A 21,984-nucleotide genomic window follows, 5' to 3' on the forward strand; every position below is an offset into this window, starting at 1 on the left:
CGAAATCTCGATCCGCCTCTCAACCAAAGAATGGGAGCATGATGCCACCGGAATCGCTTACAGTTTTCGGCATCATGCTCTGGTGAGTGGGAGGCCGTCCTCGTCAGTCCTTCAGGTTTTCAGGGTTGAGCGGCGCTTTCAGCCAGCTCTTCGAGCTTGTGTCGAGCGAACCATCGGCGATCATTGCGGCGACGCTGTCATTGACAGCCTTCTTCAGGCCTTCCTCGCCCTTGCGGAGCGCGATGTGCGAGGGGGAGCTGAGGAGCTGGAACTTCTGCTCCGGCTTCAGTTCGTCCTGTCGTGCCAGAACCTGCGCACCGACATCGTTGCCGACCACCATCAACTGGGTCTGGCCGGATATGAAGGCCTGGATGACCGAATTGTAGTTCTCGAAACGCTGGATCGCAGCCGATCCGGGCGCAGCTGCCGTCAGCGACGTGTCTTCGAGCGTCCCACGATTGACGGCAACGGTCTTGTCGGCGAGGTCTTCCTTGCTGCTCACCTTCAGTGCTGCCGGACCGATGACGGCGATATAGTAGGGGGCGTACGGGGCGGCATAATCGATAACCTCGGCGCGCTCCTTCGAATAGCCGACGCTCATCAGCAGGTCGACGCGGTCGTCGTTCAGGTAGGCGATCCTGTTCTGGCCGGTAACGCTCACGAGATTGAGTTTCACGCCGAGCCCGTCGGCAATTTTCTGGGCGACGTCGACGTCATAGCCCTTGATGCTCATATCGGCGCTTGCCGAAGAGAAGGGTGGGAAATCGGAGAAGATGCCGATGTTGATCTCGCCTGCGGCCTTGATATCGGCAAGTTCGTCGGCCTGTGCGGCTCCTGCCAGGATGCCGAACACGGCAATTGCCGCGGTGGCGGTGTAGCGCAATTTCATAAGAGCAGTCATGTCGTTCCCCTTTTTGRGACGTGTTGTGCGACAGGTGATGGATGGCAGCGGGCGCGAGGCACGCTGCCGCTGTGGAGCTGGTTCTCAGGTCACGTTTGTCCTGACCGCGGGACTGAACATCGCGAGGCACAGGAGTTCGAACAGGACCTGCGCGGCGATCTGCGCGGTGTTGGTGGTATTGTCGTATTGCGGCGCGATTTCCACGACGTCGCCGCCGATGAGGTTGATGCCCTTGAAGCCGCGCAGCAGCGTCAGGACCTCCCTCGGCTGAAGCCCGCCGACTTCTGGCGTGCCGGTTCCCGGAGCGAAGGCCGGATCGAGGCTGTCCACGTCGAAACTGAGATAGGTCGGACCGGCGCCGACAACCTCCAGAGCCTTTGCGATCACCGCCTTGAGGCCCATCTCCGCCACCTCTTCGGCGTGGATGACGGTCATGCCGGCGGCAAAGGAGAACTCCCAGAGATATTCGCCGCCGCCGCGGATGCCGATCTGGATCGTACGCTTCGGATCGAGCACGCCCGCCAGAACTGCCTCGCGGAAGGGCGCGCCGTGGTGGAACTTGGAGCCCTCATAGGGACCAGCGGTATCGCAGTGAGCGTCGATGTGGATCATGCCTACCGGCTGACTGGCCGCCAGGCCCTTGAGAATGGCGCCGGAGATCGAATGGTCGCCGCCGACCGACAGCGGGATAACCCCTGTTGCCGCGATCATCCGGTAGCAGGCCTCGATGTCGGCATGGCACTCGGCCAAGCCGAACCGGCTGCGCATCGGCACGTCGCCGACGTCGGCGACCTTTAACCCTCCCATCGGCGCGACACGCAGAACATGTTCGTAGGGCCCCACACGCTCGACAGCCCGGACGGCCCGCGGCCCCAGCCGCGCGCCGGCACGATTGGTGACGCCGAGATCCATCGGCACGCCGATCAGGGCCACGTCAAGCGCTTCAAGCACCTCGGGGCGCAAGCCGTTCTCGATGAAACGGGCGTCCAGAAAGGTCGCAGGGTCGGCGAAGGGCCATTTGCGGCTGTCGCCGTCCTTGAATACGCTGGCCGCCACGGCGCGGAAGTGCGGATCTTCCATCTCCCCGCCTGCAGCGCTGCCGAAGCGCTTTCTCAAGTCTTCCAGAAAATCCCGGTCAATGGTCAAGGCAGGCTCCCGCGGTATTGATGCTGCCATCATCATCGGCGCCGCCCGCTTCTCTTGGAACCGCGAAAATTCGAGAGGGGATATAACGATTCTTGATAGACCAGCCCGGCCGAGGCTGCGCGAAGCGGGTAGTGCGTTCATCCGGGCGTTCAGAAAACTTTATAACCCGGCGAGAATTTTCCCACTACCGCGGTTGGTAACCTCCAAGCAGTCTCCGATGCGAACGGTCCAGCAGAGGGCCGACAACAAAGGGAACCTACCATGTTGCACGATATGACACGCCGCCGCTTCCTCGGATCCGCCGCTGCCGCGGGGATTGCCGGCACGATGACCGGGTTTGCGAGATCCGCCGCAGCCGGCAGCGGCAATCTCACCGCCGTCGAATGGGGCGGCGAGGTCGTCGAAGCTATGAAGCAGATTGCCGCCGACCAGAATGCGGCGACATTCAACTGGGTTCTTCATCAGGGCGGCGCGGGCGCTATCCTGCCAAAGATCAAGGCAGTCTGGCCGAATGTCGACTACGACTACGTCGCTGGCTGGGAAGGCTCATTCAACAGCATGGTGAAGGAGGATTGGCTCGAGACCATCAATCCTGCCGATGTTCCCAACCTTGCGAATATTCCCGAGAAAATCATCATTCGTGATGGCAAGGGCAATATCAAAGCGGTCCCACGCGCAGTTGGCGGCATGTATTTCGGCGCCCGAACCGACACGGCCCCTATCGCTGTGAAGACCATCGATGATCTGCTCAGCCCCGATCTTAAGGGTGCGATCTGCTGGCCAGGCCCAACACAGAGCATGATGCTCCAGATTGTCGCGCTCGCCCTTCACGCTGGCGGCAGTGAAACGAATATGGAACCTGGATGGAAGCTCATGACGGAATTGGCGAAATCCGGCAATATCGGCCGCGTCGCCATCACCGATATCGATTTCACCAATTCGCTGACGTCGGGCGAGACCTCCGTCGGCTTCTTCGCCGAGCCCGGCTGGGCGGCCGTGGCGAAGAACTTCCCGGTTACTCGTTTCACCAAGGACAGCAACTTCAAGGCCTTCCTCTACCAGAGCGGTTTCGGCGTACTGAAGAATAGACCGAACACCAAGGCAACGCTCGATTTCGTCAACTTCGCAATCAGCCCGGACATGAACTCGCTCTACGCCAAGGTGGCGGGCGAAGCGCCATTGAACAGCAAGGCGGTCACGCCCGACAATCTGAAGCATCTGTCCTTCACGTCGGACGAGTTTTCGAGCTTCGTCTATGTGCCGGACTACAATGTCGTTCTCGAACAGCAGGATGCCTGGTCCAAGCGCTGGGAACAGGACATCGCCCCGTTGCTCTAAGGCACCTCGCGGCAGGTTATCGAAGGCGCGAGCGCGGGATTCGATAACCTGCCTTTCTCATGGCCCCTAGGGGCGAGGAAGGCTGTTCCACCATGACCAAGGTTAGGCGGCAACCCGTTGCCATTTCAATATCTGATCGCCGAGATGCGGCCCTGACGCTCGGGCCAGCCCTCCTGGTGTTCGCATTCGGTTTTCTGTCACCATTAATCAATCTGGCAATCGAAAGCTTGAAGGAGTTTACGCCGGGGCGCGTCGGTTCCGTTGAAAATGCCGCGGCAACGGTCCAAAACTATTACGAGCTTGCAAACCAGGCGTTTGCGAGTGTCCTGCTGACGACCTTCTGGATCGGTGGAGTTGCCGCGATCATCGGCCAGCTTGTGGCATTTCCGCTGGCCTACTTTATCGTGCGGCGCATTTCCCCGCGGATGCGCGCGCTCACCCTCGGCTTTTTGATTACGCTTGTTCTATCCAGCGTCCTGATCAAGACATACGCGATCGAACTGACCTTCGGGTCGGTCGGCATCTTCCGACCCCTCCTCTTGACACTTGGCCTTTCGCCCAACAGCCGCGAATATATCAATATCGTCGTTACTGCGGGCCTGGTTCACTCGATCATACCGGTCGCAACGCTAACGCTGATTGGCGCGATGCAATCGATCGATCCGCGTCTGTTCGATGCAGCCCAGTCGCTCGGCGCGCCGGGATGGAAAGCCCATTTGTCGATCACGCTTCCCCTGAGCTTCCCGGCTCTGATCTCAAGCACGCTTGTCTCGCTGACTTTCGCGATCAGCGCCTTCGTCATTCCCATGGTGCTCGGGAGGGGCCGGGTGCTTTTCATATCGAACGTCATCTACACCCGGTTCAGCGATATCGCCAACTATCCGAGCGGCGCGGCGATCTCGCTCGTCATGCTTGCCGCGGCCTTGGCGGTCGTCGCTGTCATAACGTTTGCGCAGGCCTGGAAGGTTTCCCGATGAGCAGACAATCTCTTGCAGCGCGAACCGGGGACCGGATCGCCGGTTCCCTCGCCTACGGTGTCATCGGCCTTGGATTGGCGTTCCTCGCCATCCCCTTGGTGATAACATGCCTTATGGCATTCGACGCCAGGACCTACCTCGGTCCACTGCCGCCGCCTGCCTTGTCGCTTCACTGGTTCGAACGGCTCGTCTCTCAGGCGGATATCCTTACCAGCCTACGCACCAGCCTCATCTTGGCGGTACTCACGACGGTTCTGTCCGTCACGATCGGAACGGCGGCGGCCGTTGGCCTTGCCCGTGGCAATTTTCCAGGAAAGGCAGCGCTGACTTCGGCCTTTCTCTCGCCACTCATTGTTCCGCCGGTCGTCATTGGATTCGGTCTGCTGCTTTTCCTTTCCAAGGCCGGTATCACAAATGGTATGGCGCGCCTGCTCCTCGGCCACGTGATCGTGACGTTGCCCTATTGCATAAGGACCAGCCTCGCCAGCCTTCTTGGCAGCGACCAACGATTGACGGAAGCCGCAATGGTTCTCGGCGCCACCGAGCGCCAGGCCTTCTGGACCATTACCCTACCGCTCATGCGGACCGGCGTCGTCACCGGCGCGATCTTCGCCTTCGCAATTTCGATAGATGACGTATCGATCAGTCTCTTTCTGAGCGATCCGTCGGCAACGACCTTGCCTGTTACGCTGGTCAGCAACATGCGCGCGGCTTTCGATCTGACGATCGCTGCGGCGGCCGTGGTCCTGATTGCCGTCACCGCGTTGCTGATCGTTGTGCTGGACCGAGTCGTCGGCTTCGACACTGTCGTCGGTCAGGGTCTGTTTCGTTCATGAGGACAATACGATGATTTCTGCCGTGGAATTTCAAGGGGTCAGCAAGCGCTTCGGCGAAACGGTCGCGCTCGGTAATATCTCCTTCTCGGTGAACCCAGGTGAAACAATCGCACTGCTTGGACCGAGCGGCTGCGGCAAGACCACCATTCTTCGGCTCATCGCCGGATTCGAGCGGCCCGACAAAGGCTCGATCCTGATCGACGGCGAGCCGATGGCCGGATTGAAACCCTATGAGCGCAATGTCGGGCTGCTGTTCCAGCACTACGCTCTTTTCCCGCATATGACCGTCGAACAGAACATCGGCTACGGGCTTCGCCATCGCAACCATCCGCCGGGGCAAATACCTCGCCGCATTGCCGAGATGCTCGAGCTCGTCCGGCTCGTCGGTTTCGGACAGCGGCGACCGCACCAGCTGAGCGGCGGCCAGCAGCAGCGTGTTGCGCTTGCGCGGGCGCTCGCCACCCATCCGAGCCTTGTTCTTCTGGATGAGCCCCTGTCGGCGCTCGACGCCAAACTTCGACATGAGCTGCGCACCGAATTGAAGGATGTGCTCGCCGCGGTCGGCTCGACCGCAATCGTGGTAACCCACGACCAGGAGGAGGCGATGAGCCTGGGAGAGCGCATATTCGTGATGAACCGTGGAGCCATCATGCAATCCGGCAGGCCGGATGATGTGTATTGGCGTCCAGACTCGCGTTTCGTCGCGGATTTCATGGGGCGGACGAATTGGATTCATGGCTCGATTTCGGCCGCGGGCGGAACAGCCGGCAAATTTCGCTCCGAATCCGGCTGGGAGTTTCCGGTCGCGTCCACGGGAAGCCTTTCAGGTGCCGCCGAGATTTGCGTGAGGCCGGAAAGCGTCGAGATATCGTCCGGCGCTCCGGCTGCCGGGGCCATGCCCGGACGCGTTGCCGATGTTGTGACACTCGGCGCCTTCAGGCATATCGTTCTGGATCTCGTCAGCGGCGACCGCATAATCTCGGCTTGCCCGAACCGTCCAGACATAGCCTTTGCTCGCGGGCAGGAGATCAGTGTTTCCATTCCGCCCGAGGCATGCGTTCTGTTCGCGCGATAAGCTGGCATTCCCGACTAAGGGTCACCAGTTGTCGGAAGGACATGGTTCGTCCAATATCCGCTTATAGGCGGAGAGGCCCTCAGCACTCGAGCGCCCCAAACTTTGGAATGCGGCTTCTGATGCTTGATCTTGATTCCTATCTGCTTCGCGCATTTCTGACCGTCGCGGAGATCGGCACCGTCAATGGAGCAGCCGTCAAGCTGAACAGAACGCAGGCCGCCGTGAGCATGCAGATCCGCAAGCTGGAGGAGCTTGTCGGCGTTACGCTGTTTTCGCGTTCGTCAAAAGGCCTCGAGCTCACGAGCCATGGGCAGATCATGCTGGCTTATGCCCGCGAAATGGTCGCCCTCAGCGACGAGGTCGAGAAAAGGCTGACAGGCAAGATGATCGAGGACCGCATTCGCCTCGGCGTCGTTGAGGACTTCGCAGCCGGCCACCTGATCGACATTCTTAGTGACTTCAGGGCGCAGAACCCGAAGGTCGATATCGACATCATTGTCGAGCCGAATCGCCGCCTCGCCAGCCTGTTTGAAGACGGGAAGCTGGATCTCGTGGTTTGCGACATCACCTGCCTCGCGCGAAAACCGACCCTGATCTGGACCGAATATTTGATGTGGACGGTCAGATCCGACTTCGTGGCGGATGCGGAAAAGCCGCTTCCCATCATTATGTTCGAGGAGGAGTGTCCCTGGACGCTCCCGACGCTTGCCGCTCTGTCCCAGCGGAACGTCAAGTGGAAGACGGCGTGCGTCGCATCGACGCTGGTGGCCATGGCGACCGCGGTTCGCGTTGGTATCGGTATCGCGCCAATGATGCTCAACACGAAACCGGAGGGCTGCCGGACACTTGACAGATCGGCGGACCTGCCCGGTCCGGTGCGCATCGAAATCGGTCTGTATGCTCAATCCGAGACGGCCGAAGGTGCGCGCTATCTTGTGGACTTCATTTCGCGGCATACGGCCATATTGTCGAGCTAGAGCCTTTCTTGGTCAGCTTGCAGCATTCTGACCGGGAAAGGCTCTGGGAGCGTTCAGCTTCCATTATATCGGGTCAATTTAATTCCCCCTACCGAAGTGGCGATCGAAGCCGCACAGTGATCGGATGAAGGGTCGACGACCCAATTTCAAGCATTCATGGAAGTCTGCGAATACGATGATGGGGCAAGCCAAAGTTGACGAAACTCTCCTCGCAGATGCCGCCTATCTGCCCGGCCAGGTCGCAAACCTCACGAGGGGGGCGAGCGTGACGGCACAAACCAACGAAATACTGGAGCGCATCAATGACATGCTGATACGCGAAGGTACCGACAAGTCAGAGATCATTCTCGTCAACATTTGGCTCAGGGACCTTGCCTCTTTCGAGGAAATGAACAGAGCCTGGGATGCTTGGATGCCTGATAGCGGAACGCCACGGCGGGCAACGTTTGAGGACAAGAATCTCCCGCCGATGTGCGCCATCCGTATTGACGTAGCCGCGTCGCGAAAGAGTGAGGCCGGGCAAATTTGAACCGCCTGTATTCGTCATCTTCACACTCTTGTCAGCAAAGCCGGACCCGGAAGTGCTTGAAGCAGGACGGTCTACATTTCGTCGAAGAGGGCCATGTCTTGCTAGAGCGGTTCAGCTTTTAACGGAAGCGCAGGACGGCTCTAGGCTTTTGTTTTTACGCAATTCCGGACGGAAAACCGCTTCGCACTTTTCCTGGAATTGCTCTAGGGGCAAAGGTGGCGGATGCTTTGCGACCTTTTGTGATCAAGGGATGATGTATCGGTAAGGTAAGACAAAGAGCGGCCTCGGAATTTGCTACAGAATTCCGCACTTTCGGCATCATGCTCTAAGGCCGGATGACACAGACATTGGCCTCGTAGGCGCAGGGATCGTCTTGAACGGCGATATCGATGACCTTTGCCTTCGGTGCCAGTTGCTCAGATCGTGCGGGGGGATAAAAGCCATAGCCGTCGCCGCCGACATAGGTTCCGCCATCGGCCTGATAGACATAGGAAGAGCCGGCATAAGTGTCGCCGCTGCCACCACCCTGCACCTGGGGTACGACGACGATGAGATTGTTGCGGGCGACGCGATTGGTCGCCGGCGATGAAAACTGTTTCAGGAACGGCATCCGTTCTTTGCGGTTCCGGTATCGATAAGCGTTGTCGAAACGGATGCCACCATCGCGCCAGCCGATACGTTCGCCGAGGAGCAATCCGCCGTGGAAAGCGTGACGATGGCCGGGAAAACGATGATCGTTGCGGCGGTCGCCGGCTTCGGCGGGGAGTGCAGCAAGCGCGGATAGGGCAAGCAGGGCGACTGCGGACAGACTGCGAAACATGGGTGGCCGGCCTCCGGAATTCCGATCCCTAACAAATCGTTAACGCCAGATTGCGCCAAAAGCCGAAGCTTGTCCATTCAGGTCGGACAACCGGCACAAAATTTGAGCGGAAAAGACCAGTTTCTTTAGCCTGCGAACTTCCCGGTAACGCGAATCGATTAAATTAAAAGCAGACAGCGATTGTGCTTGTCGTCGGCGTTCCCGGTGATTAAACGTCGCAATTGATGCAACGCACACAGAGAATTTTGTCATTCGTGTGGTTGACTGAGCATGCTCCGAAATCCGGGAGCGCAGAGAAGCCGCCGCGAGGTTCTGATGGCGAACGTGACAAATAACCGGCCCCTATCGCCGCATCTGCAAATCTACAAGCCTATTCCCACCATGGTCATGTCCATCGTTCACCGCATTACCGGTGGCGCGCTCTATGTCGGCACGGTGCTCGTCGCCTGGTGGCTGATCGCGGCGGCAAGCGGCCAGGGCTCCTATGACTGGGCCAATTGGGTGCTCGGCAGCCTTCTCGGCAAGCTCGTGCTTCTCGGCTATACATGGGCGCTGCTGCACCACATGCTCGGCGGCTTCCGCCACTTCATGTGGGATCTCGGCTATGGCTTCGGGAAAGAGTTCTCGACCAAGCTCGCCATCGCCAACATCATCGGGTCGCTCTGTCTGACCGTGCTGGTCTGGGTGATCGGCTTCCTCATTCGCTTCTGAAGGTCCTCTCATGGATATGCGCACCCCCCTCGGCAAGGTTCGCGGGCTCGGCTCCGCCAAGGACGGCACGGACCATTTCTGGCGTCAGCGGCTGACGGCCGTCGCCAATGTTCCGCTCATCCTGTTCTTCGTCATATTCATGCTCGCCTATGCCGGCGCGCCCTATGCGGATGTGGTTCGCGCCTTGTCGAACCCCTTCGTCGCGGTCGTCATGGGGCTGATGGTGATCTCGGGCGTCATTCATATGAAGCTCGGCATGCAGGTCATCATCGAGGATTACGTGCATGGCGAGTTCGGCAAGATCGTTCTCCTGATGCTGAACACGTTTTTTGCGATCCTGATCGCCGGCCTCTGTCTCTTCGCCATTCTGAAAATCGCATTCGTAGGATAAGCTGATATGGCACCGACTTCACCCGCCCAGAATGGCAAGGCCTACAAGTATGTCGATCACTCCTACGACGTGATCGTCGTCGGCGCCGGCGGCGCCGGGCTGCGCGCCACGCTCGGCATGGCCGAGCAGGGTTTCCGCACGGCCTGCATCACCAAGGTGTTTCCGACCCGCTCGCATACGGTCGCGGCTCAGGGCGGTATCGCCGCTTCGCTGCGCAACATGACGCCGGATAGCTGGCAGTGGCACCTCTACGACACCGTCAAGGGTTCCGACTGGCTCGGCGACGTCGACGCCATGCAGTATCTCACCATGGAAGCGCCGAAGGCGGTCTATGAGCTCGAGCATTACGGCGTGCCGTTCTCGCGCAACGAGGAAGGCAAGATCTATCAGCGCCCGTTCGGCGGCCACATGCAGAATTACGGTGAAGGCCCGCCGGTACAGCGCACCTGCGCCGTTGCCGACCGTACCGGCCACGCCATTCTGCATACGCTCTACGGCCAGTCGCTGCGCAACAATGCCGAATTCTTCATCGAGTACTTCGCGCTCGACCTGATCATGTCGGAAGACGGCAGCCGCTGCACCGGCGTCGTCGCCTGGTGCCTCGATGACGGCACCATCCATCGCTTCGCCGCCAAGATGGTGGTGCTGGCGACTGGCGGCTACGGCCGCGCCTATTTCTCGGCAACGTCGGCCCATACCTGCACCGGTGACGGCGGCGGCATGGTGGCGCGTGCCGGCCTGCCGCTGCAGGACATGGAATTCGTCCAGTTTCACCCGACCGGCATCTACGGTTCGGGCTGTCTGATCACCGAAGGCGCGCGCGGCGAAGGCGGTTACCTGGTCAACTCCGAGGGCGAGCGCTTCATGGAGCGTTACGCGCCTTCGGCCAAGGACCTTGCCTCGCGCGACGTCGTTTCGCGCTGCATGACGCTGGAGATCCGTGAAGGCCGCGGTGTCGGCAAGAACAAGGACCACATCTTCCTGCATCTCGACCACCTCGATCCGGCCGTTCTGCATGAGCGCCTGCCGGGGATTTCCGAGAGCGCCAAGATCTTCGCGGGCGTCGACGTCACGCGCGAGCCAATCCCGGTTCTGCCGACCGTTCACTATAATATGGGCGGCATACCGACGAATTATTGGGGCGAAGTGCTGAACGCCGACAGTGCCAATCCGGAACGGATCATCCCCGGCCTGATGGCTGTGGGTGAAGCCGGCTGTGCCTCGGTGCACGGCGCCAACCGTCTCGGCTCCAACTCGCTGATCGACCTGGTGGTCTTCGGCCGCGCCGCTGCGATCCGTGCCGGCGAGGTCATCGACCGCGCAGCGCCGATCCCGCATCTCAACGTCGCAGCCTGCGACAAGATCATGGACCGCTTCGACGGTCTGCGTCATGCCAGCGGCGGCACGCCGACGGCGGAACTGCGCGAGAAGATGCAGCGCGCCATGCAGGAAGACGCTGCCGTCTTCCGCACGCAGGAATCGCTGGAATCCGGTTGCCAGCGCATCTCGGCAATCTGGGGCGAGATGAAGGACATCAAGGTCACCGACCGCTCGATGATCTGGAACTCGGATCTGGTCGAGACGTTGGAGTTGCAGAACCTGATGGCTAACGCCATCACGACGATCTATGGCGCCGAGGCCCGCAAGGAGAGCCGCGGTTCGCATGCTCGGGAAGACTATACCGAGGGTGCATTCGCGGGCCGCGACGACGTCAACTGGCGCAAGCACACACTCGCCTGGGTGAACGAAGCAGGCGACGTGAAACTCGACTACCGGCCGGTCCACACCGAGCTGATCGCCGAAGGCATCGATCCGCACAAGATCGAGCCGAAGGCTCGCGTGTACTGATCTCAAGAGGAACCGGACATGGTTGAACTCGCTCTCCCCAAGAATTCTCAGATGCGCGAAGGCAAGGTCTGGCCGAAGCCGGCGGGTGCCAAGAACACCCGCGAATTCCGCGTCTACCGCTGGAGCCCGGATGACGGTCAGAACCCGTCGATCGACACCTTCTACATCGATGTCGACGATTGCGGGCCGATGGTGCTCGACGGTCTTCTCTACATCAAGAACAAGATCGACCCGACGCTGACGCTGCGCCGTTCCTGTCGCGAGGGCATCTGCGGCTCCTGCGCGATGAATATCGACGGCACGAATACGCTCGCTTGCACCAAGGGCCTCGACGATATCAAGGGCGCGGTGAAGATCTATCCGCTGCCGCATCTGCCCGTCGTCAAGGATCTGGTTCCGGACCTCACCAACTTCTATGCCCAGCATCGTTCGATCGAGCCATGGCTGAAGACAGTGTCGCCGGCGCCGGCCAAGGAATGGAAGCAGAGCCATGAGGACCGGCAGAAGCTGGACGGCCTCTATGAATGCATCCTCTGCGCCTGCTGCTCGACCTCCTGTCCGAGCTACTGGTGGAACGGCGACCGCTATCTCGGTCCGGCCGTTCTGCTGCAGGCCTATCGCTGGCTGATCGATTCCAGAGACGAGGCGACCGGCGAGCGCCTCGACAATCTCGAGGATCCATTCCGCCTCTATCGCTGCCACACGATCATGAACTGTGCGCAGACCTGCCCGAAGGGCCTCAACCCGGCCAAGGCGATCGCCGAAATCAAGAAGATGATGGTCGAGCGCCGGGTTTGATCAGCGTGCATGCCGATGGCGGAATCGACGGCTTCGATCCCGAAGCCGTCACAGAGATCAGGTCGCGGCTTGCCTCTGTGCGCGAACAGGGCATCCGCATCGGTTTTGCGATCGAAAGTGGTAGCCGCGCCTGGGGCTTTCCATCTCCCGACAGCGATTATGATTGTCGCTTTGTCTACATCCGTCCCGTCGAGCATCATCTTGCTCTTGTTTCGGCGCGCGATGTCATCGAGTTCCCGATCATTGGCGATATCGATACCGGCGGTTGGGATCTCAGAAAGGCGTTGCGGCTTGCGCTCAAGGGAAACGCCGTGGTGGTAGAATGGCTGAAATCGCCGATCGCCTACGAAGAGGAAGCTGGTTTTCGCTCCCGTCTCGGCGCGTTTCTTGATCGCGTCATGGTGCCGGAGAAGGTCGCTGCGCATTATGTCGGACTTATGCGGCGGCATTTTCAAAGCCATGGCGAAGACGTGATCAAGCTGAAGACGCTGCTCTATGCTCTGCGTCCGGCCATCGCGCTCGAATGGATGCGACAGCGTTCATATCGCGTGCTACCGCCGATGAATATGCTGGAATGCCTTGAGACGATCTCCGTCGCGCCGGAACTTCGGGCAGCGATACTCGATCTCGTGCATGTCAAGAAGCAGACGCGCGAAATGGGTGTGGGCCTGCCGCCGGCACTGGTGCAAGTGTTCCTGCAGGGTGCACTGGAGCGCTATTCCGAGACATTGCGCGAGTTCGACAGGGATCCTGACAGAGATGAACGCGCGCAACACCTTGCTGACAAATTCTATGTGCAGGAAGTTTTGCAGCGGGACAGTTGAACTGTATCGTTTTTCGGTTAGTTGTTGTCACGGGCAATTTATGCAGCACGACTTGATTAACCAAATCGAATTACGATAATCGGACTTGTCTCACGCCCGTTTCTCTACGGCGATAGCCGAATTCAGGAGTATGATGATGCAGTTGCGATATGCGATGACAGGTCTGGTGGTGGTTCTGTCGCTAGCCGGTTGTCAGCGTACGGCATATGATTACAGCTCCAACGCCAGTGCCGGCCCGGCGCCGTTGACGGCGCAGCCGGTTCCCTCGGTGCAGGGTGGGCAGCTTCCTCCGCCGACCGGCAGCTCGCAGTTTCCGGCCGCGCCGACGACGACGGCGCCGATGCCGGGCGCTCAGCCTGGCGCAATGGCAGCAAATGCGCTCGATATTACCAAGGAATCGATGGTCGGAAGCTGGCGTGTCAACGGCAGTTGCGACATGTTCCTGACGCTCACCAATCTCGGCAGCGGTTCGCGCGGCGGAACGCGTGGCTGCGTCGGCGAGCTGACGGCGATGGGCTCCTGGGAGGTCGCCGGCAAGCAAGTGCTGCTCAAGGACCGCTCCGGCAACCAGCTCGGCAGCGTCTACAAGACGGCCGACAACCGCTTTGAGGGGCAGACGAGCACGGGCCAGTCGATTAGTCTCAGCCGCTAAATGTTCCAGCAGGTCTCCTGCGATGACTGACAGGCGGATATGCCCTCATGCAACCAATGCCGGATTATGCGCTCAGCGTCTGCGAACAGCTTAAAGCGCTGACCGCATCGGGCGCGCTCCAGGTTGATTCCGCCCAGTTGGACGTGGCAAAGAGCCTCGATCGGGTGCTTGCCGGGCTGAAGCAGCGGCGGCCGGCGGCAAAATCGAGTGCGCTTGGCTGGCTGTTTGCCGCCAAGAAGAAGTCCGCCGACGGCATCAAGGGGCTTTACATCCACGGCAGCGTCGGGCGCGGCAAGACCATGCTGATGGACATGTTCTTCGCAATGGCGCCGTGCAGGAAGAAACGGCGGGCGCATTTCCACGAATTCATGGCGGATGTGCACAACCGCATCGCGGCACACCGGCTGAAGCTCAAGAACGGCGAGACGAAGCAGGCCGATCCGATGCCGCCGGTCGCCGCAGCGCTCTACGCGGAGGCAGAGCTGCTCTGCTTCGACGAGTTCACGGTCACCGACATCGCCGATGCGATGATTCTGTCGCGGCTGTTCTCCGAGCTCTTCGCGCGCGGATGCGTGCTGGTCGCGACCTCGAACGTCGAGCCCGACAATCTCTACACGGATGGCCTCAATCGCGGCCTCTTCCTGCCGTTCGTCGCCTTGCTCAAGCAGCATGTCGATGTCGTCACCCTGGATTCGCCGACCGACTACCGGATGGAGAAGCTGAGCAGTCAGCCGGTCTATCTGGTGCCGATCAACGAGCATAACGACATGGCGATGGACGCGTCCTGGACACAGGCGCTGCATGGGCGCAAGGCGCAGCCGCAGGATATTCCGATGAAGGGGCGCCACATCCATGTGCCGCTCGCCGTCGACCGCATGGCGCGGTTCTCTTTCGCCGATCTTTGCGACAAACCGCTCGGGGCGGTCGACTTCCTGGCCATCGCCGAACGCTTCGATACGGTCTTCCTCGATCACATTCCGTTGCTCGGGCCGGAAAAGCGGAACCAGATCAAACGGTTCATCATTCTGGTCGATACGTTTTACGATCATGCCGTGCGGCTTTACATTTCCGCGGCGGCCATGCCGGAGGAACTGCTATTGCAGCGCCGGGGCACCGAGGGCTTCGAATTCGACCGCACGGCATCGCGCCTGTTCGAGATGCGCAGTGCGGAATATCTTGCGCTGCACCATGAGAAACGCGCCGCAGAGTAACAATTCAGTGACAGAATGTCTTACGTTTACGTAAGAATTTTTGTATCTAAACGATTGAAAACGCTGCATCAAAAATAATGAATTGCCATTTTTTGGCTTTGGGTCTATGCGAGTGCGTCATTGGGCGGTGCCTTGCGCGTCCGTTCGACGAATTTGATCGCAAAGGAAACAGCGAAAATGGCGCGTAACAAGATCGCACTCATTGGTTCTGGCATGATTGGTGGCACGCTGGCGCACCTCGCCGGCCTGAAGGAACTGGGCGACATCGTTCTCTTCGACATCGCGGACGGCATTCCCCAGGGCAAAGGTCTCGATATCTCCCAGTCGTCGCCCGTCGAAGGCTTCGACGTCAATCTGACCGGTGCCAGCGACTATTCCGCGATCGAAGGCGCTGACGTGTGCATCGTCACCGCAGGCGTCGCCCGCAAGCCCGGCATGAGCCGCGATGATCTTCTCGGGATCAACCTCAAGGTCATGGAGCAGGTTGGCGCCGGCATCAAGAAGTATGCGCCGAACGCCTTCGTGATCTGCATCACCAATCCGCTCGACGCCATGGTCTGGGCGCTGCAGAAGTTTTCCGGCCTTCCCGCCAACAAGGTCGTCGGCATGGCCGGCGTTCTCGACTCCTCGCGCTTCCGCCTCTTCCTCGCCAAGGAATTCAACGTGTCCGTCCAGGACGTCACGGCTTTCGTTCTCGGCGGCCACGGCGACACGATGGTACCGCTCGCCCGCTACTCGACGGTCGGCGGCATTCCGCTCACCGACCTCGTCACCATGGGCTGGGTCACCAAGGAGCGCCTCGAAGAGATCATTCAGCGCACCCGTGACGGCGGCGCTGAAATCGTCGGCCTGTTGAAGACCGGCTCGGCCTATTACGCGCCGGCTGCTTCGGCGATCGAGATGGCCGAATCCTACCTCAAGGACAAGAAGCGTGTTCTGCCCTGCGCTGCCCACCTCACCGGTCAGTACGGCGTCAAGGACATGTATGTCGGCGTTCCCACCGTCATCGGCGCCGGCGGCGTTGAGCGCATCATCGAGATCGATCTCAACAAGACCGAGAAGGAAGCCTTCGACAAGTCCGTCGGCGCCGTCGCCGGTCTCTGCGAAGCCTGCATCAACATCGCGCCGGCCCTCAAGTAGTCGACGGGCTGAAGTAATCGAAACAGGGATACACCCATGAACATTCATGAATATCAGGCCAAGGCTCTCCTTAAGGGCTATGGCGCGCCGGTTGCCGAAGGTGTGGCTATTCTCAAGGTTGAAGAAGCCGAGGCTGCCGCCAAGTCGCTTCCCGGTCCGCTTTACGTGGTCAAGAGCCAGATCCATGCCGGGGGCCGCGGCAAGGGCAAGTTCAAGGAGCTCGGGCCTGATGCCAAGGGCGGCGTTCGCCTCGCCAAGTCGATCGAGGAAGTCGTTTCCCACGCCAAGGAAATGCTCGGAAACACGCTGGTGACCGCCCAGACCGGCGAAGCCGGCAAGCAGGTCAACCGCCTTTACATCGAAGACGGCGCCGACATCGCCCGCGAACTCTATTGCTCGATCCTTGTCGACCGCTCGGTTGGCCGCGTTGCCTTCGTCGTATCGACCGAAGGCGGCATGGACATCGAGGCCGTCGCCCACGACACGCCCGAGAAGATCCAGACGATCGCCATCGATCCGGAAGCCGGCGTGACGGCTGCCGACGTTGCTGCGATCTCCAAGGCTCTGCAGCTCGACGGCGCTGCCGCCGAGGATGCCAAGTCGCTTTTCCCGGCGCTTTACAAAGCCTTTGGCGAAAAGGACATGGCTCTCCTGGAAGTCAATCCGCTGATCGTCATGAAGGATGGCCACCTGCGCGTCCTCGATGCCAAGATGTCTTTCGACGGCAACGCCCTTTTCCGTCACGATGATGTCAAGACGTTGCGCGACGAAACCGAAGAAGACGCCAAGGAAATCGAGGCCTCGAAGTGGGATCTCGCCTATGTTGCGCTCGACGGCAATATTGGCTGCATGGTCAACGGTGCTGGTCTTGCCATGGCGACGATGGACATCATCAAGCTCTACGGCAAGGAGCCGGCCAACTTCTGCGACGTCGGCGGCGGCGCCGGCAAGGAGAAGGTTGCTGCGGCTTTCAAGATCATTACCGCAGACCCCAAGGTCGAAGGCATTCTCGTCAACATCTTCGGCGGCATCATGAAGTGCGATGTCATTGCCGAGGGCGTGATTGCCGCGGTCAAGGAAGTCGGCCTGAAGGTTCCGCTCGTCGTGCGCCTTGAAGGCACCAATGTCGAGCTCGGCAAGAAGATCCTGAATGAGTCGGGTCTGGCGATCACTGCGGCCGACGACTTGGACGATGCTGCCAAGAAGATCGTCGCGGCGATCAGCGGCTGAGAACGATCATGGCCTTCCAGTCCACGCCCTCCGCTGCTCATTTCCGCCTCAACGCCTTCGCTGGCGTGTGGGAAGGGGACGAGCGTGTCGCGGCGTCGGCGTGGACGAGTGAAGGCAATGCCAGTGCTGAGTTTTCCGGCGAGGTGTTGTTCGGCGGGTTCTTCCTCGAGCAGCGCTATCGCCAGACGCGCGATGGTGCTGTTTCGTTCGAGGCGCGAAATGTTTTCGGCTTCGATGCTTCGGACCAGACCTACAAACTCTACCAGTTCGACACCGCAGGTTTTGCGCCGCCCGTACCGGCGTCCGGCGAGTGGAATGGCAGTGAGCTTGTGCTGATGAAGACTTCGCCGCGCGGCAGCCAGCGCACCGTATTCACGTTCGAAAATGAAGACTGCTACCGGATGGGCGTCAGCTTTTCGCCTGCAGGCAGCGATACTTGGCAGGAGGTCGTCAGCGGCGTCTATCGTCGCGCGTCCTCCACGTCTTCCAACCTCTCCTAAACAAAGGCCTCGCATGTCCATTCTCGTCAACAAAGACACCAAGGTTCTCGTTCAGGGCCTAACCGGCAAGACCGGCACGTTCCACACCGAACAGGCGCTCGCTTATTACGGCACCCAGATGGTCGGCGGCATCCATCCGAAGAAGGGCGGCGAAACCTGGACCGGCGCAAAGGGCGAAAGCCTGCCGATCTTCGCAACCGTTGCCGAAGGCAAGGAAAAGACCGGCGCCAACGCGACCGTCATCTATGTTCCGCCGGCCGGCGCTGCCGACGCGATCATCGAGGCGATCGACGCTGAGATCCCGTTCATCACCTGCATCACCGAAGGCATCCCGGTCATGGACATGGTGCGGGTCAAGGCTCGCCTCGACCGCTCCAAGTCGCGCCTGCTCGGCCCGAACTGCCCGGGTATCCTGACGCCGGAAGAATGCAAGATCGGCATCATGCCGGGCTCGATCTTCCGCAAGGGTTCGGTCGGTATCGTTTCCCGCTCGGGCACGCTGACCTATGAAGCCGTGTTCCAGACCTCCAATGAAGGTCTCGGCCAGACGACGGCCGTCGGCATTGGCGGCGACCCGGTCAAGGGCACCGAGTTCATCGACGTCCTGGAAATGTTCCTGGCCGACGCAGCCACCCAGTCGATCATCATGATCGGCGAAATCGGTGGTGCGGCTGAGGAAGACGCAGCCCAGTTCCTCAAGGACGAAGCCAAGAAGGGCCGCAAGAAGCCGATGGCTGGCTTCATTGCCGGTCGTACGGCCCCGAAGGGCCGCACCATGGGCCATGCCGGCGCGGTGGTTTCCGGCGGCAAGGGCGATGCGGAATCGAAGATCGCGGCGATGGAATCGGCAGGCATCAAGGTGTCGCCTTCTCCGGCCCGCCTCGGCAAGACGTTGGTTGAAGTCCTCAAGGGCTAAGCCACCTAAATATGGACCGGGCGGAGGAACGGCATCTGCGCCTTCCGCCCGGCCTCGACGACACGAGAACAGCAGATGCGCCGCGGACAGGCGGCAATCGGAATGCGGCAGCCGGCCATCAAGCCGGCAAATTCATCAAGTCAGGAGGCGGACGGAAGCGTCCGCATATCACCATGGCACGGCAAGAAGCCAACGAGCAGTTTCAGATCACCTCGTTTCTGGATGGCGCCAACGCTGCCTATATCGAGCAGCTCTACGCGCGGTACGAAGAAGATCCGGCATCGGTCGACGACCAGTGGCGTGCCTTCTTCAAGGCGCTGGAGGAGGATCCCAGCGATGTGAAGCGGGCAGCCAAGGGGGCTTCCTGGCGCAAGAAGAACTGGCCGCTTCAGGCAAGCGGCGATCTGGTATCGGCTCTCGATGGCGACTGGGGCATCGTCGAGAAGGTGATCGAGACCAAGGTCAAAGCCAAGGCCGAAGCTCAAGGCAAGCCTGCCGACAGCACCGAGGTCCTGCAGGCGACGCGCGATTCCGTGCGCGCCATCATGATGATCCGCGCCTACCGCATGCGCGGCCACCTGCACGCCAAGCTCGACCCGCTCGGCATCGCCGCTCCCGTCGACGACTATCGCGAGCTGTCGGCGGAGAATTACGGCTTCACTGCCGCCGATTACGACCGCAAGATCTTCATCGACAACGTGCTCGGCCTGGAATACGCGACCATCCGCGAGATGATCGAAATCCTCGAACGCACCTATTGCTCGACGCTCGGCGTCGAATTCATGCATATCTCCAATCCTGAAGAGAAGGCCTGGATCCAGGAGCGCATCGAGGGACCGGACAAAGGCGTGGCCTTTACGCCGGAAGGCAAGAAGGCGATCCTTGCCAAGCTCGTCGAAGCCGAAGGCTATGAACAGTTCCTCGACGTCAAGTTCAAGGGCACGAAGCGTTTCGGCCTCGATGGCGGCGAATCGCTGATCCCGGCGCTGGAACAGATCCTCAAGCGTGGCGGCCACCTCGGCCTCAAGGAAGCCGTGTTCGGCATGGCCCATCGCGGCCGCCTGAACGTGCTCTCCCAGGTCATGGGCAAGCCGCACCGGGCGATCTTCCACGAGTTCAAGGGCGGCTCGGCCGCTCCCGACGAGGTCGAGGGCTCGGGCGACGTCAAGTACCATCTCGGCGCCTCCTCCGACCGCGAATTCGACGGCAACAAGATCCACGTTTCGCTGACGGCGAACCCCTCGCATCTCGAAATCGTCGATCCCGTCGTCATGGGCAAGGCCCGCGCCAAGCAGGATATGAACGCCACCGTCTGGGACGGCGACATCATCCCGCTTTCCGAACGCGCCAAGGTTCTGCCGCTGCTGATCCATGGCGACGCGGCTTTTGCCGGCCAGGGTGTCATTGCCGAAATCCTCGGCCTTTCCGGTCTGCGCGGCCACCGCGTCGCCGGCACCATGCATGTGATCATCAATAACCAGATCGGGTTCACCACGAACCCGGCCTTCTCGCGCTCGTCGCCCTATCCGTCCGACGTCGCCAAGATGATCGAGGCGCCGATCCTGCACGTCAACGGCGACGATCCGGAAGCGGTCGTTTATGGCGCCAAGATCGCCACCGAATTCCGCATGAAGTTCCACAAGCCTGTTGTGCTCGACCTGTTCTGCTACCGCCGCTACGGCCACAATGAAGGCGACGAACCGTCCTTCACGCAGCCGAAGATGTACAAGGTGATCCGCGCCCACAAGACCGTGCTGCAGCTCTATGCGGCCCGGCTCGTCGCCGAGGGCCTGCTCACCGACGGCGAAGTCGAGAAGATGAAGGCCGATTGGCGCGCCCATCTCGAACAGGAGTTCGAGGCCGGCCAGCACTACAAGCCGAACAAGGCCGACTGGCTGGATGGCGAGTGGTCGGGCCTGCGCACGGCCGACAATGCCGACGAGCAGCGCCGCGGCAAGACCGCCGTGCCGATGAAGACGCTGAAGGATATCGGCCGCAAGCTCTCGGAGATCCCGGCGGGCTTCAATGCGCACCGGACGATCCAGCGCTTCATGGAAAATCGCGCCAACATGATCGCCACCGGCGAGGGTATCGACTGGGCGATGGCCGAAGCGCTCTCCTTCGGTGCGCTCTGCGTCGAAGGCAGCAAGATCCGCCTGTCCGGCCAGGATTGCGAACGCGGCACCTTCTCGCAGCGCCACTCGGTTCTCTATGATCAGGAAACCGAAGAGCGCTACATCCCGCTCGCCAATCTTTCGCCGACGCAGGGGCGCTACGAAGTCATCAATTCGATGCTTTCGGAAGAGGCCGTGCTCGGTTTCGAATACGGCTATTCGCTCGCCCGTCCGAATGCGCTGACGCTCTGGGAAGCGCAGTTCGGCGATTTCGCCAACGGCGCGCAGGTGGTTTTCGACCAGTTCATCTCGTCGGGCGAACGCAAGTGGCTGCGCATGTCGGGCCTCGTCTGCCTGCTGCCGCACGGCTATGAAGGTCAGGGTCCGGAACATTCCTCGGCCCGCCTCGAGCGTTTCCTGCAGCTTTGCGCGGAAGACAACATGCAGGTCGCCAACGTCACGACGCCGGCAAACTACTTCCACATCCTGCGCCGGCAGGTGAAGCGCGACTTCCGCAAGCCGCTGATCCTGATGACGCCGAAGTCGCTGCTGCGCCACAAGCGGGCGGTCTCCACGCTTGCCGAAATGGCCGGCGAATCCGCCTTCCATCGTCTGCTCTGGGACGATGCCGAGGTGATCAAGGACGGCCCGATCAAGCTGCAGAAGGACAACAAGATCCGCCGCGTCGTCATGTGCTCCGGCAAGGTCTATTACGATCTTCTCGAAGAGCGTGAAAAGCGCGGCATCGACGACATCTATCTCTTACGCGTCGAGCAGCTCTATCCGTTCCCGGCAAAGGCGCTCATCAACGAGCTGTCGCGCTTCCGCAATGCCGAGATGGTCTGGTGCCAGGAAGAGCCGAAGAACATGGGCGCCTGGTCGTTCATCGACCCCTTCCTCGAATGGGTGCTCGCCCATATCGACGCGAAATACCAGCGCGTCCGTTATACCGGCCGTCCGGCCGCCGCCTCGCCGGCGACGGGTCTGATGTCCAAGCATCTGTCGCAGCTCGCCGCATTCCTCGAGGATGCATTGGGCGGTTAAAACACG

21 protein-coding genes are annotated in these 21,984 nt (G+C 60.6%); 18 read left to right on the plus strand and 3 right to left on the minus strand.

Annotated elements, in window-relative coordinates; translation table 11 throughout:
* Positions 1-103 precede the first annotated feature (103 nt).
* Together AC1D2N_RS12100 and speB are read right to left on the minus strand one after the other, a co-directional pair.
* Positions 104-901 (minus strand): transporter substrate-binding domain-containing protein, encoded by a 798-nt coding sequence (locus AC1D2N_RS12100; protein WP_130653215.1) that lies wholly within the window; start codon positions 899-901, stop codon positions 104-106.
* Between the two features lie 84 nt (positions 902-985).
* Positions 986-2,047 carry an agmatinase gene (speB, locus tag AC1D2N_RS12105; protein WP_182564522.1) on the minus strand — a complete coding sequence of 354 codons (1,062 nt, stop codon included), beginning with the start codon at positions 2,045-2,047 and terminating at the stop codon, positions 986-988.
* Positions 2,048-2,308: 261 nt separating this feature from the next.
* On the opposite strand from speB, the gene AC1D2N_RS12110 reads away from it, so the two are divergent.
* The 6 genes from AC1D2N_RS12110 to AC1D2N_RS12135 all read left to right on the plus strand — a co-directional run bounded on the left by AC1D2N_RS12110 (position 2,309) and on the right by AC1D2N_RS12135 (position 7,779).
* Positions 2,309-3,385 (plus strand): extracellular solute-binding protein, encoded by a 1,077-nt coding sequence (locus tag AC1D2N_RS12110; RefSeq protein ID WP_047620315.1) that lies wholly within the window; start codon positions 2,309-2,311, stop codon positions 3,383-3,385.
* A gap of 92 nt (positions 3,386-3,477) precedes the next feature.
* Positions 3,478-4,362, plus strand: coding sequence for an ABC transporter permease (locus AC1D2N_RS12115; RefSeq protein WP_130653214.1), 885 nt, complete (start codon positions 3,478-3,480; stop codon positions 4,360-4,362).
* Positions 4,359-5,198, plus strand: coding sequence for an ABC transporter permease (locus AC1D2N_RS12120; RefSeq protein ID WP_130653213.1), 840 nt, complete (start codon positions 4,359-4,361; stop codon positions 5,196-5,198). Before AC1D2N_RS12115 ends, AC1D2N_RS12120 begins: the two co-directional genes overlap by 4 nt.
* Positions 5,199-5,208: 10 nt before the next feature.
* Positions 5,209-6,273 carry an ABC transporter ATP-binding protein gene (locus tag AC1D2N_RS12125; RefSeq protein ID WP_130653212.1) on the plus strand — a complete coding sequence of 355 codons (1,065 nt, stop codon included), beginning with the start codon at positions 5,209-5,211 and terminating at the stop codon, positions 6,271-6,273.
* A 107-nt stretch (positions 6,274-6,380) separates the two neighbouring features.
* A complete protein-coding gene (locus AC1D2N_RS12130; RefSeq protein ID WP_018448196.1) occupies positions 6,381-7,250 on the plus strand; it encodes a LysR family transcriptional regulator in 870 nt (289 codons plus the stop codon).
* A gap of 175 nt (positions 7,251-7,425) precedes the next feature.
* Positions 7,426-7,779 carry a RidA family protein gene (locus AC1D2N_RS12135; RefSeq protein ID WP_130653211.1) on the plus strand — a complete coding sequence of 118 codons (354 nt, stop codon included), beginning with the start codon at positions 7,426-7,428 and terminating at the stop codon, positions 7,777-7,779.
* A gap of 325 nt (positions 7,780-8,104) precedes the next feature.
* On the opposite strand, the gene AC1D2N_RS12140 is transcribed toward AC1D2N_RS12135, so the two are convergent.
* A complete protein-coding gene (locus AC1D2N_RS12140) occupies positions 8,105-8,599 on the minus strand; it encodes a hypothetical protein (RefSeq protein ID WP_113542465.1) in 495 nt (164 codons plus the stop codon).
* A 315-nt stretch (positions 8,600-8,914) separates the two neighbouring features.
* Between AC1D2N_RS12140 and sdhC the strand changes: the two genes are divergently transcribed.
* The 12 genes from sdhC (at position 8,915) to AC1D2N_RS12200 (ending at position 21,978) form a co-directional block, all read left to right on the plus strand.
* Complete coding sequence (sdhC, locus tag AC1D2N_RS12145; RefSeq protein ID WP_018243894.1) at positions 8,915-9,310, plus strand: succinate dehydrogenase, cytochrome b556 subunit; 396 nt, start codon at positions 8,915-8,917, stop codon at positions 9,308-9,310.
* A gap of 10 nt (positions 9,311-9,320) precedes the next feature.
* The gene (gene sdhD, locus AC1D2N_RS12150; protein WP_018448193.1) at positions 9,321-9,701 is read left to right on the plus strand and encodes a succinate dehydrogenase, hydrophobic membrane anchor protein; all 381 of its coding nucleotides are present in this window, start codon (positions 9,321-9,323) and stop codon (positions 9,699-9,701) included.
* A gap of 6 nt (positions 9,702-9,707) precedes the next feature.
* On the plus strand, positions 9,708-11,549 hold the full coding sequence (gene sdhA, locus AC1D2N_RS12155; RefSeq protein WP_047620318.1) for a succinate dehydrogenase flavoprotein subunit: 1,842 nt from the start codon (positions 9,708-9,710) through the stop codon (positions 11,547-11,549).
* Between the two features lie 18 nt (positions 11,550-11,567).
* Positions 11,568-12,347: a succinate dehydrogenase iron-sulfur subunit gene (locus AC1D2N_RS12160; protein WP_003567268.1), complete on the plus strand. Its 780-nt coding sequence runs from the start codon at positions 11,568-11,570 to the stop codon at positions 12,345-12,347.
* Between the two features lie 5 nt (positions 12,348-12,352).
* The gene (locus tag AC1D2N_RS12165; protein ID WP_026230953.1) at positions 12,353-13,171 is read left to right on the plus strand and encodes a nucleotidyltransferase domain-containing protein; all 819 of its coding nucleotides are present in this window, start codon (positions 12,353-12,355) and stop codon (positions 13,169-13,171) included.
* A gap of 136 nt (positions 13,172-13,307) precedes the next feature.
* On the plus strand, positions 13,308-13,823 hold the full coding sequence (locus AC1D2N_RS12170) for a protease inhibitor Inh/omp19 family protein (RefSeq protein WP_003543526.1): 516 nt from the start codon (positions 13,308-13,310) through the stop codon (positions 13,821-13,823).
* A 47-nt stretch (positions 13,824-13,870) separates the two neighbouring features.
* The gene (gene zapE / locus AC1D2N_RS12175) at positions 13,871-15,034 is read left to right on the plus strand and encodes a cell division protein ZapE (protein ID WP_130653210.1); all 1,164 of its coding nucleotides are present in this window, start codon (positions 13,871-13,873) and stop codon (positions 15,032-15,034) included.
* A gap of 177 nt (positions 15,035-15,211) precedes the next feature.
* A complete protein-coding gene (gene mdh, locus AC1D2N_RS12180; RefSeq protein WP_018482680.1) occupies positions 15,212-16,174 on the plus strand; it encodes a malate dehydrogenase in 963 nt (320 codons plus the stop codon).
* Positions 16,175-16,210: 36 nt separating this feature from the next.
* A complete protein-coding gene (gene sucC, locus AC1D2N_RS12185; RefSeq protein ID WP_130653209.1) occupies positions 16,211-17,404 on the plus strand; it encodes an ADP-forming succinate--CoA ligase subunit beta in 1,194 nt (397 codons plus the stop codon).
* An 8-nt stretch (positions 17,405-17,412) separates the two neighbouring features.
* A complete protein-coding gene (locus AC1D2N_RS12190) occupies positions 17,413-17,904 on the plus strand; it encodes a DUF1579 family protein (protein WP_028733521.1) in 492 nt (163 codons plus the stop codon).
* A gap of 13 nt (positions 17,905-17,917) precedes the next feature.
* A complete protein-coding gene (gene sucD, locus AC1D2N_RS12195; protein WP_130653208.1) occupies positions 17,918-18,820 on the plus strand; it encodes a succinate--CoA ligase subunit alpha in 903 nt (300 codons plus the stop codon).
* A gap of 173 nt (positions 18,821-18,993) precedes the next feature.
* Complete coding sequence (locus tag AC1D2N_RS12200; RefSeq protein WP_130653207.1) at positions 18,994-21,978, plus strand: 2-oxoglutarate dehydrogenase E1 component; 2,985 nt, start codon at positions 18,994-18,996, stop codon at positions 21,976-21,978.
* The last annotated feature ends 6 nt before the right edge of the window (positions 21,979-21,984 follow it).

It is taken from the genome of Rhizobium sp. P1_B8 (assembly GCF_056406515.1).

What these genes read in the sequence shown, in the direction of transcription:
- AC1D2N_RS12160 (WP_003567268.1), top strand. Translation starts at nt 11,568, where the DNA reads ATGGTTGAACTCGCTCTCCCCAAGAATTCTCAGATGCGCGAAGGCAAG.
- AC1D2N_RS12120 (WP_130653213.1), top strand. Translation starts at nt 4,359, where the DNA reads ATGAGCAGACAATCTCTTGCAGCGCGAACCGGGGACCGGATCGCCGGT.
- AC1D2N_RS12130 (WP_018448196.1), top strand. Translation starts at nt 6,381, where the DNA reads ATGCGGCTTCTGATGCTTGATCTTGATTCCTATCTGCTTCGCGCATTT.
- sucD (WP_130653208.1), top strand. Translation starts at nt 17,918, where the DNA reads ATGTCCATTCTCGTCAACAAAGACACCAAGGTTCTCGTTCAGGGCCTA.
- AC1D2N_RS12125 (WP_130653212.1), top strand. Translation starts at nt 5,209, where the DNA reads ATGATTTCTGCCGTGGAATTTCAAGGGGTCAGCAAGCGCTTCGGCGAA.
- zapE (WP_130653210.1), top strand. Translation starts at nt 13,871, where the DNA reads ATGCAACCAATGCCGGATTATGCGCTCAGCGTCTGCGAACAGCTTAAA.
- sdhA (WP_047620318.1), top strand. Translation starts at nt 9,708, where the DNA reads ATGGCACCGACTTCACCCGCCCAGAATGGCAAGGCCTACAAGTATGTC.
- sucC (WP_130653209.1), top strand. Translation starts at nt 16,211, where the DNA reads ATGAACATTCATGAATATCAGGCCAAGGCTCTCCTTAAGGGCTATGGC.
- AC1D2N_RS12140 (WP_113542465.1), bottom strand. Translation starts at nt 8,599, where the DNA reads ATGTTTCGCAGTCTGTCCGCAGTCGCCCTGCTTGCCCTATCCGCGCTT.
- AC1D2N_RS12110 (WP_047620315.1), top strand. Translation starts at nt 2,309, where the DNA reads ATGTTGCACGATATGACACGCCGCCGCTTCCTCGGATCCGCCGCTGCC.
- AC1D2N_RS12135 (WP_130653211.1), top strand. Translation starts at nt 7,426, where the DNA reads ATGATGGGGCAAGCCAAAGTTGACGAAACTCTCCTCGCAGATGCCGCC.
- sdhD (WP_018448193.1), top strand. Translation starts at nt 9,321, where the DNA reads ATGGATATGCGCACCCCCCTCGGCAAGGTTCGCGGGCTCGGCTCCGCC.
- AC1D2N_RS12170 (WP_003543526.1), top strand. Translation starts at nt 13,308, where the DNA reads ATGCAGTTGCGATATGCGATGACAGGTCTGGTGGTGGTTCTGTCGCTA.
- mdh (WP_018482680.1), top strand. Translation starts at nt 15,212, where the DNA reads ATGGCGCGTAACAAGATCGCACTCATTGGTTCTGGCATGATTGGTGGC.
- AC1D2N_RS12115 (WP_130653214.1), top strand. Translation starts at nt 3,478, where the DNA reads ATGACCAAGGTTAGGCGGCAACCCGTTGCCATTTCAATATCTGATCGC.
- AC1D2N_RS12200 (WP_130653207.1), top strand. Translation starts at nt 18,994, where the DNA reads ATGGCACGGCAAGAAGCCAACGAGCAGTTTCAGATCACCTCGTTTCTG.
- AC1D2N_RS12100 (WP_130653215.1), bottom strand. Translation starts at nt 901, where the DNA reads ATGACTGCTCTTATGAAATTGCGCTACACCGCCACCGCGGCAATTGCC.
- sdhC (WP_018243894.1), top strand. Translation starts at nt 8,915, where the DNA reads ATGGCGAACGTGACAAATAACCGGCCCCTATCGCCGCATCTGCAAATC.
- AC1D2N_RS12190 (WP_028733521.1), top strand. Translation starts at nt 17,413, where the DNA reads ATGGCCTTCCAGTCCACGCCCTCCGCTGCTCATTTCCGCCTCAACGCC.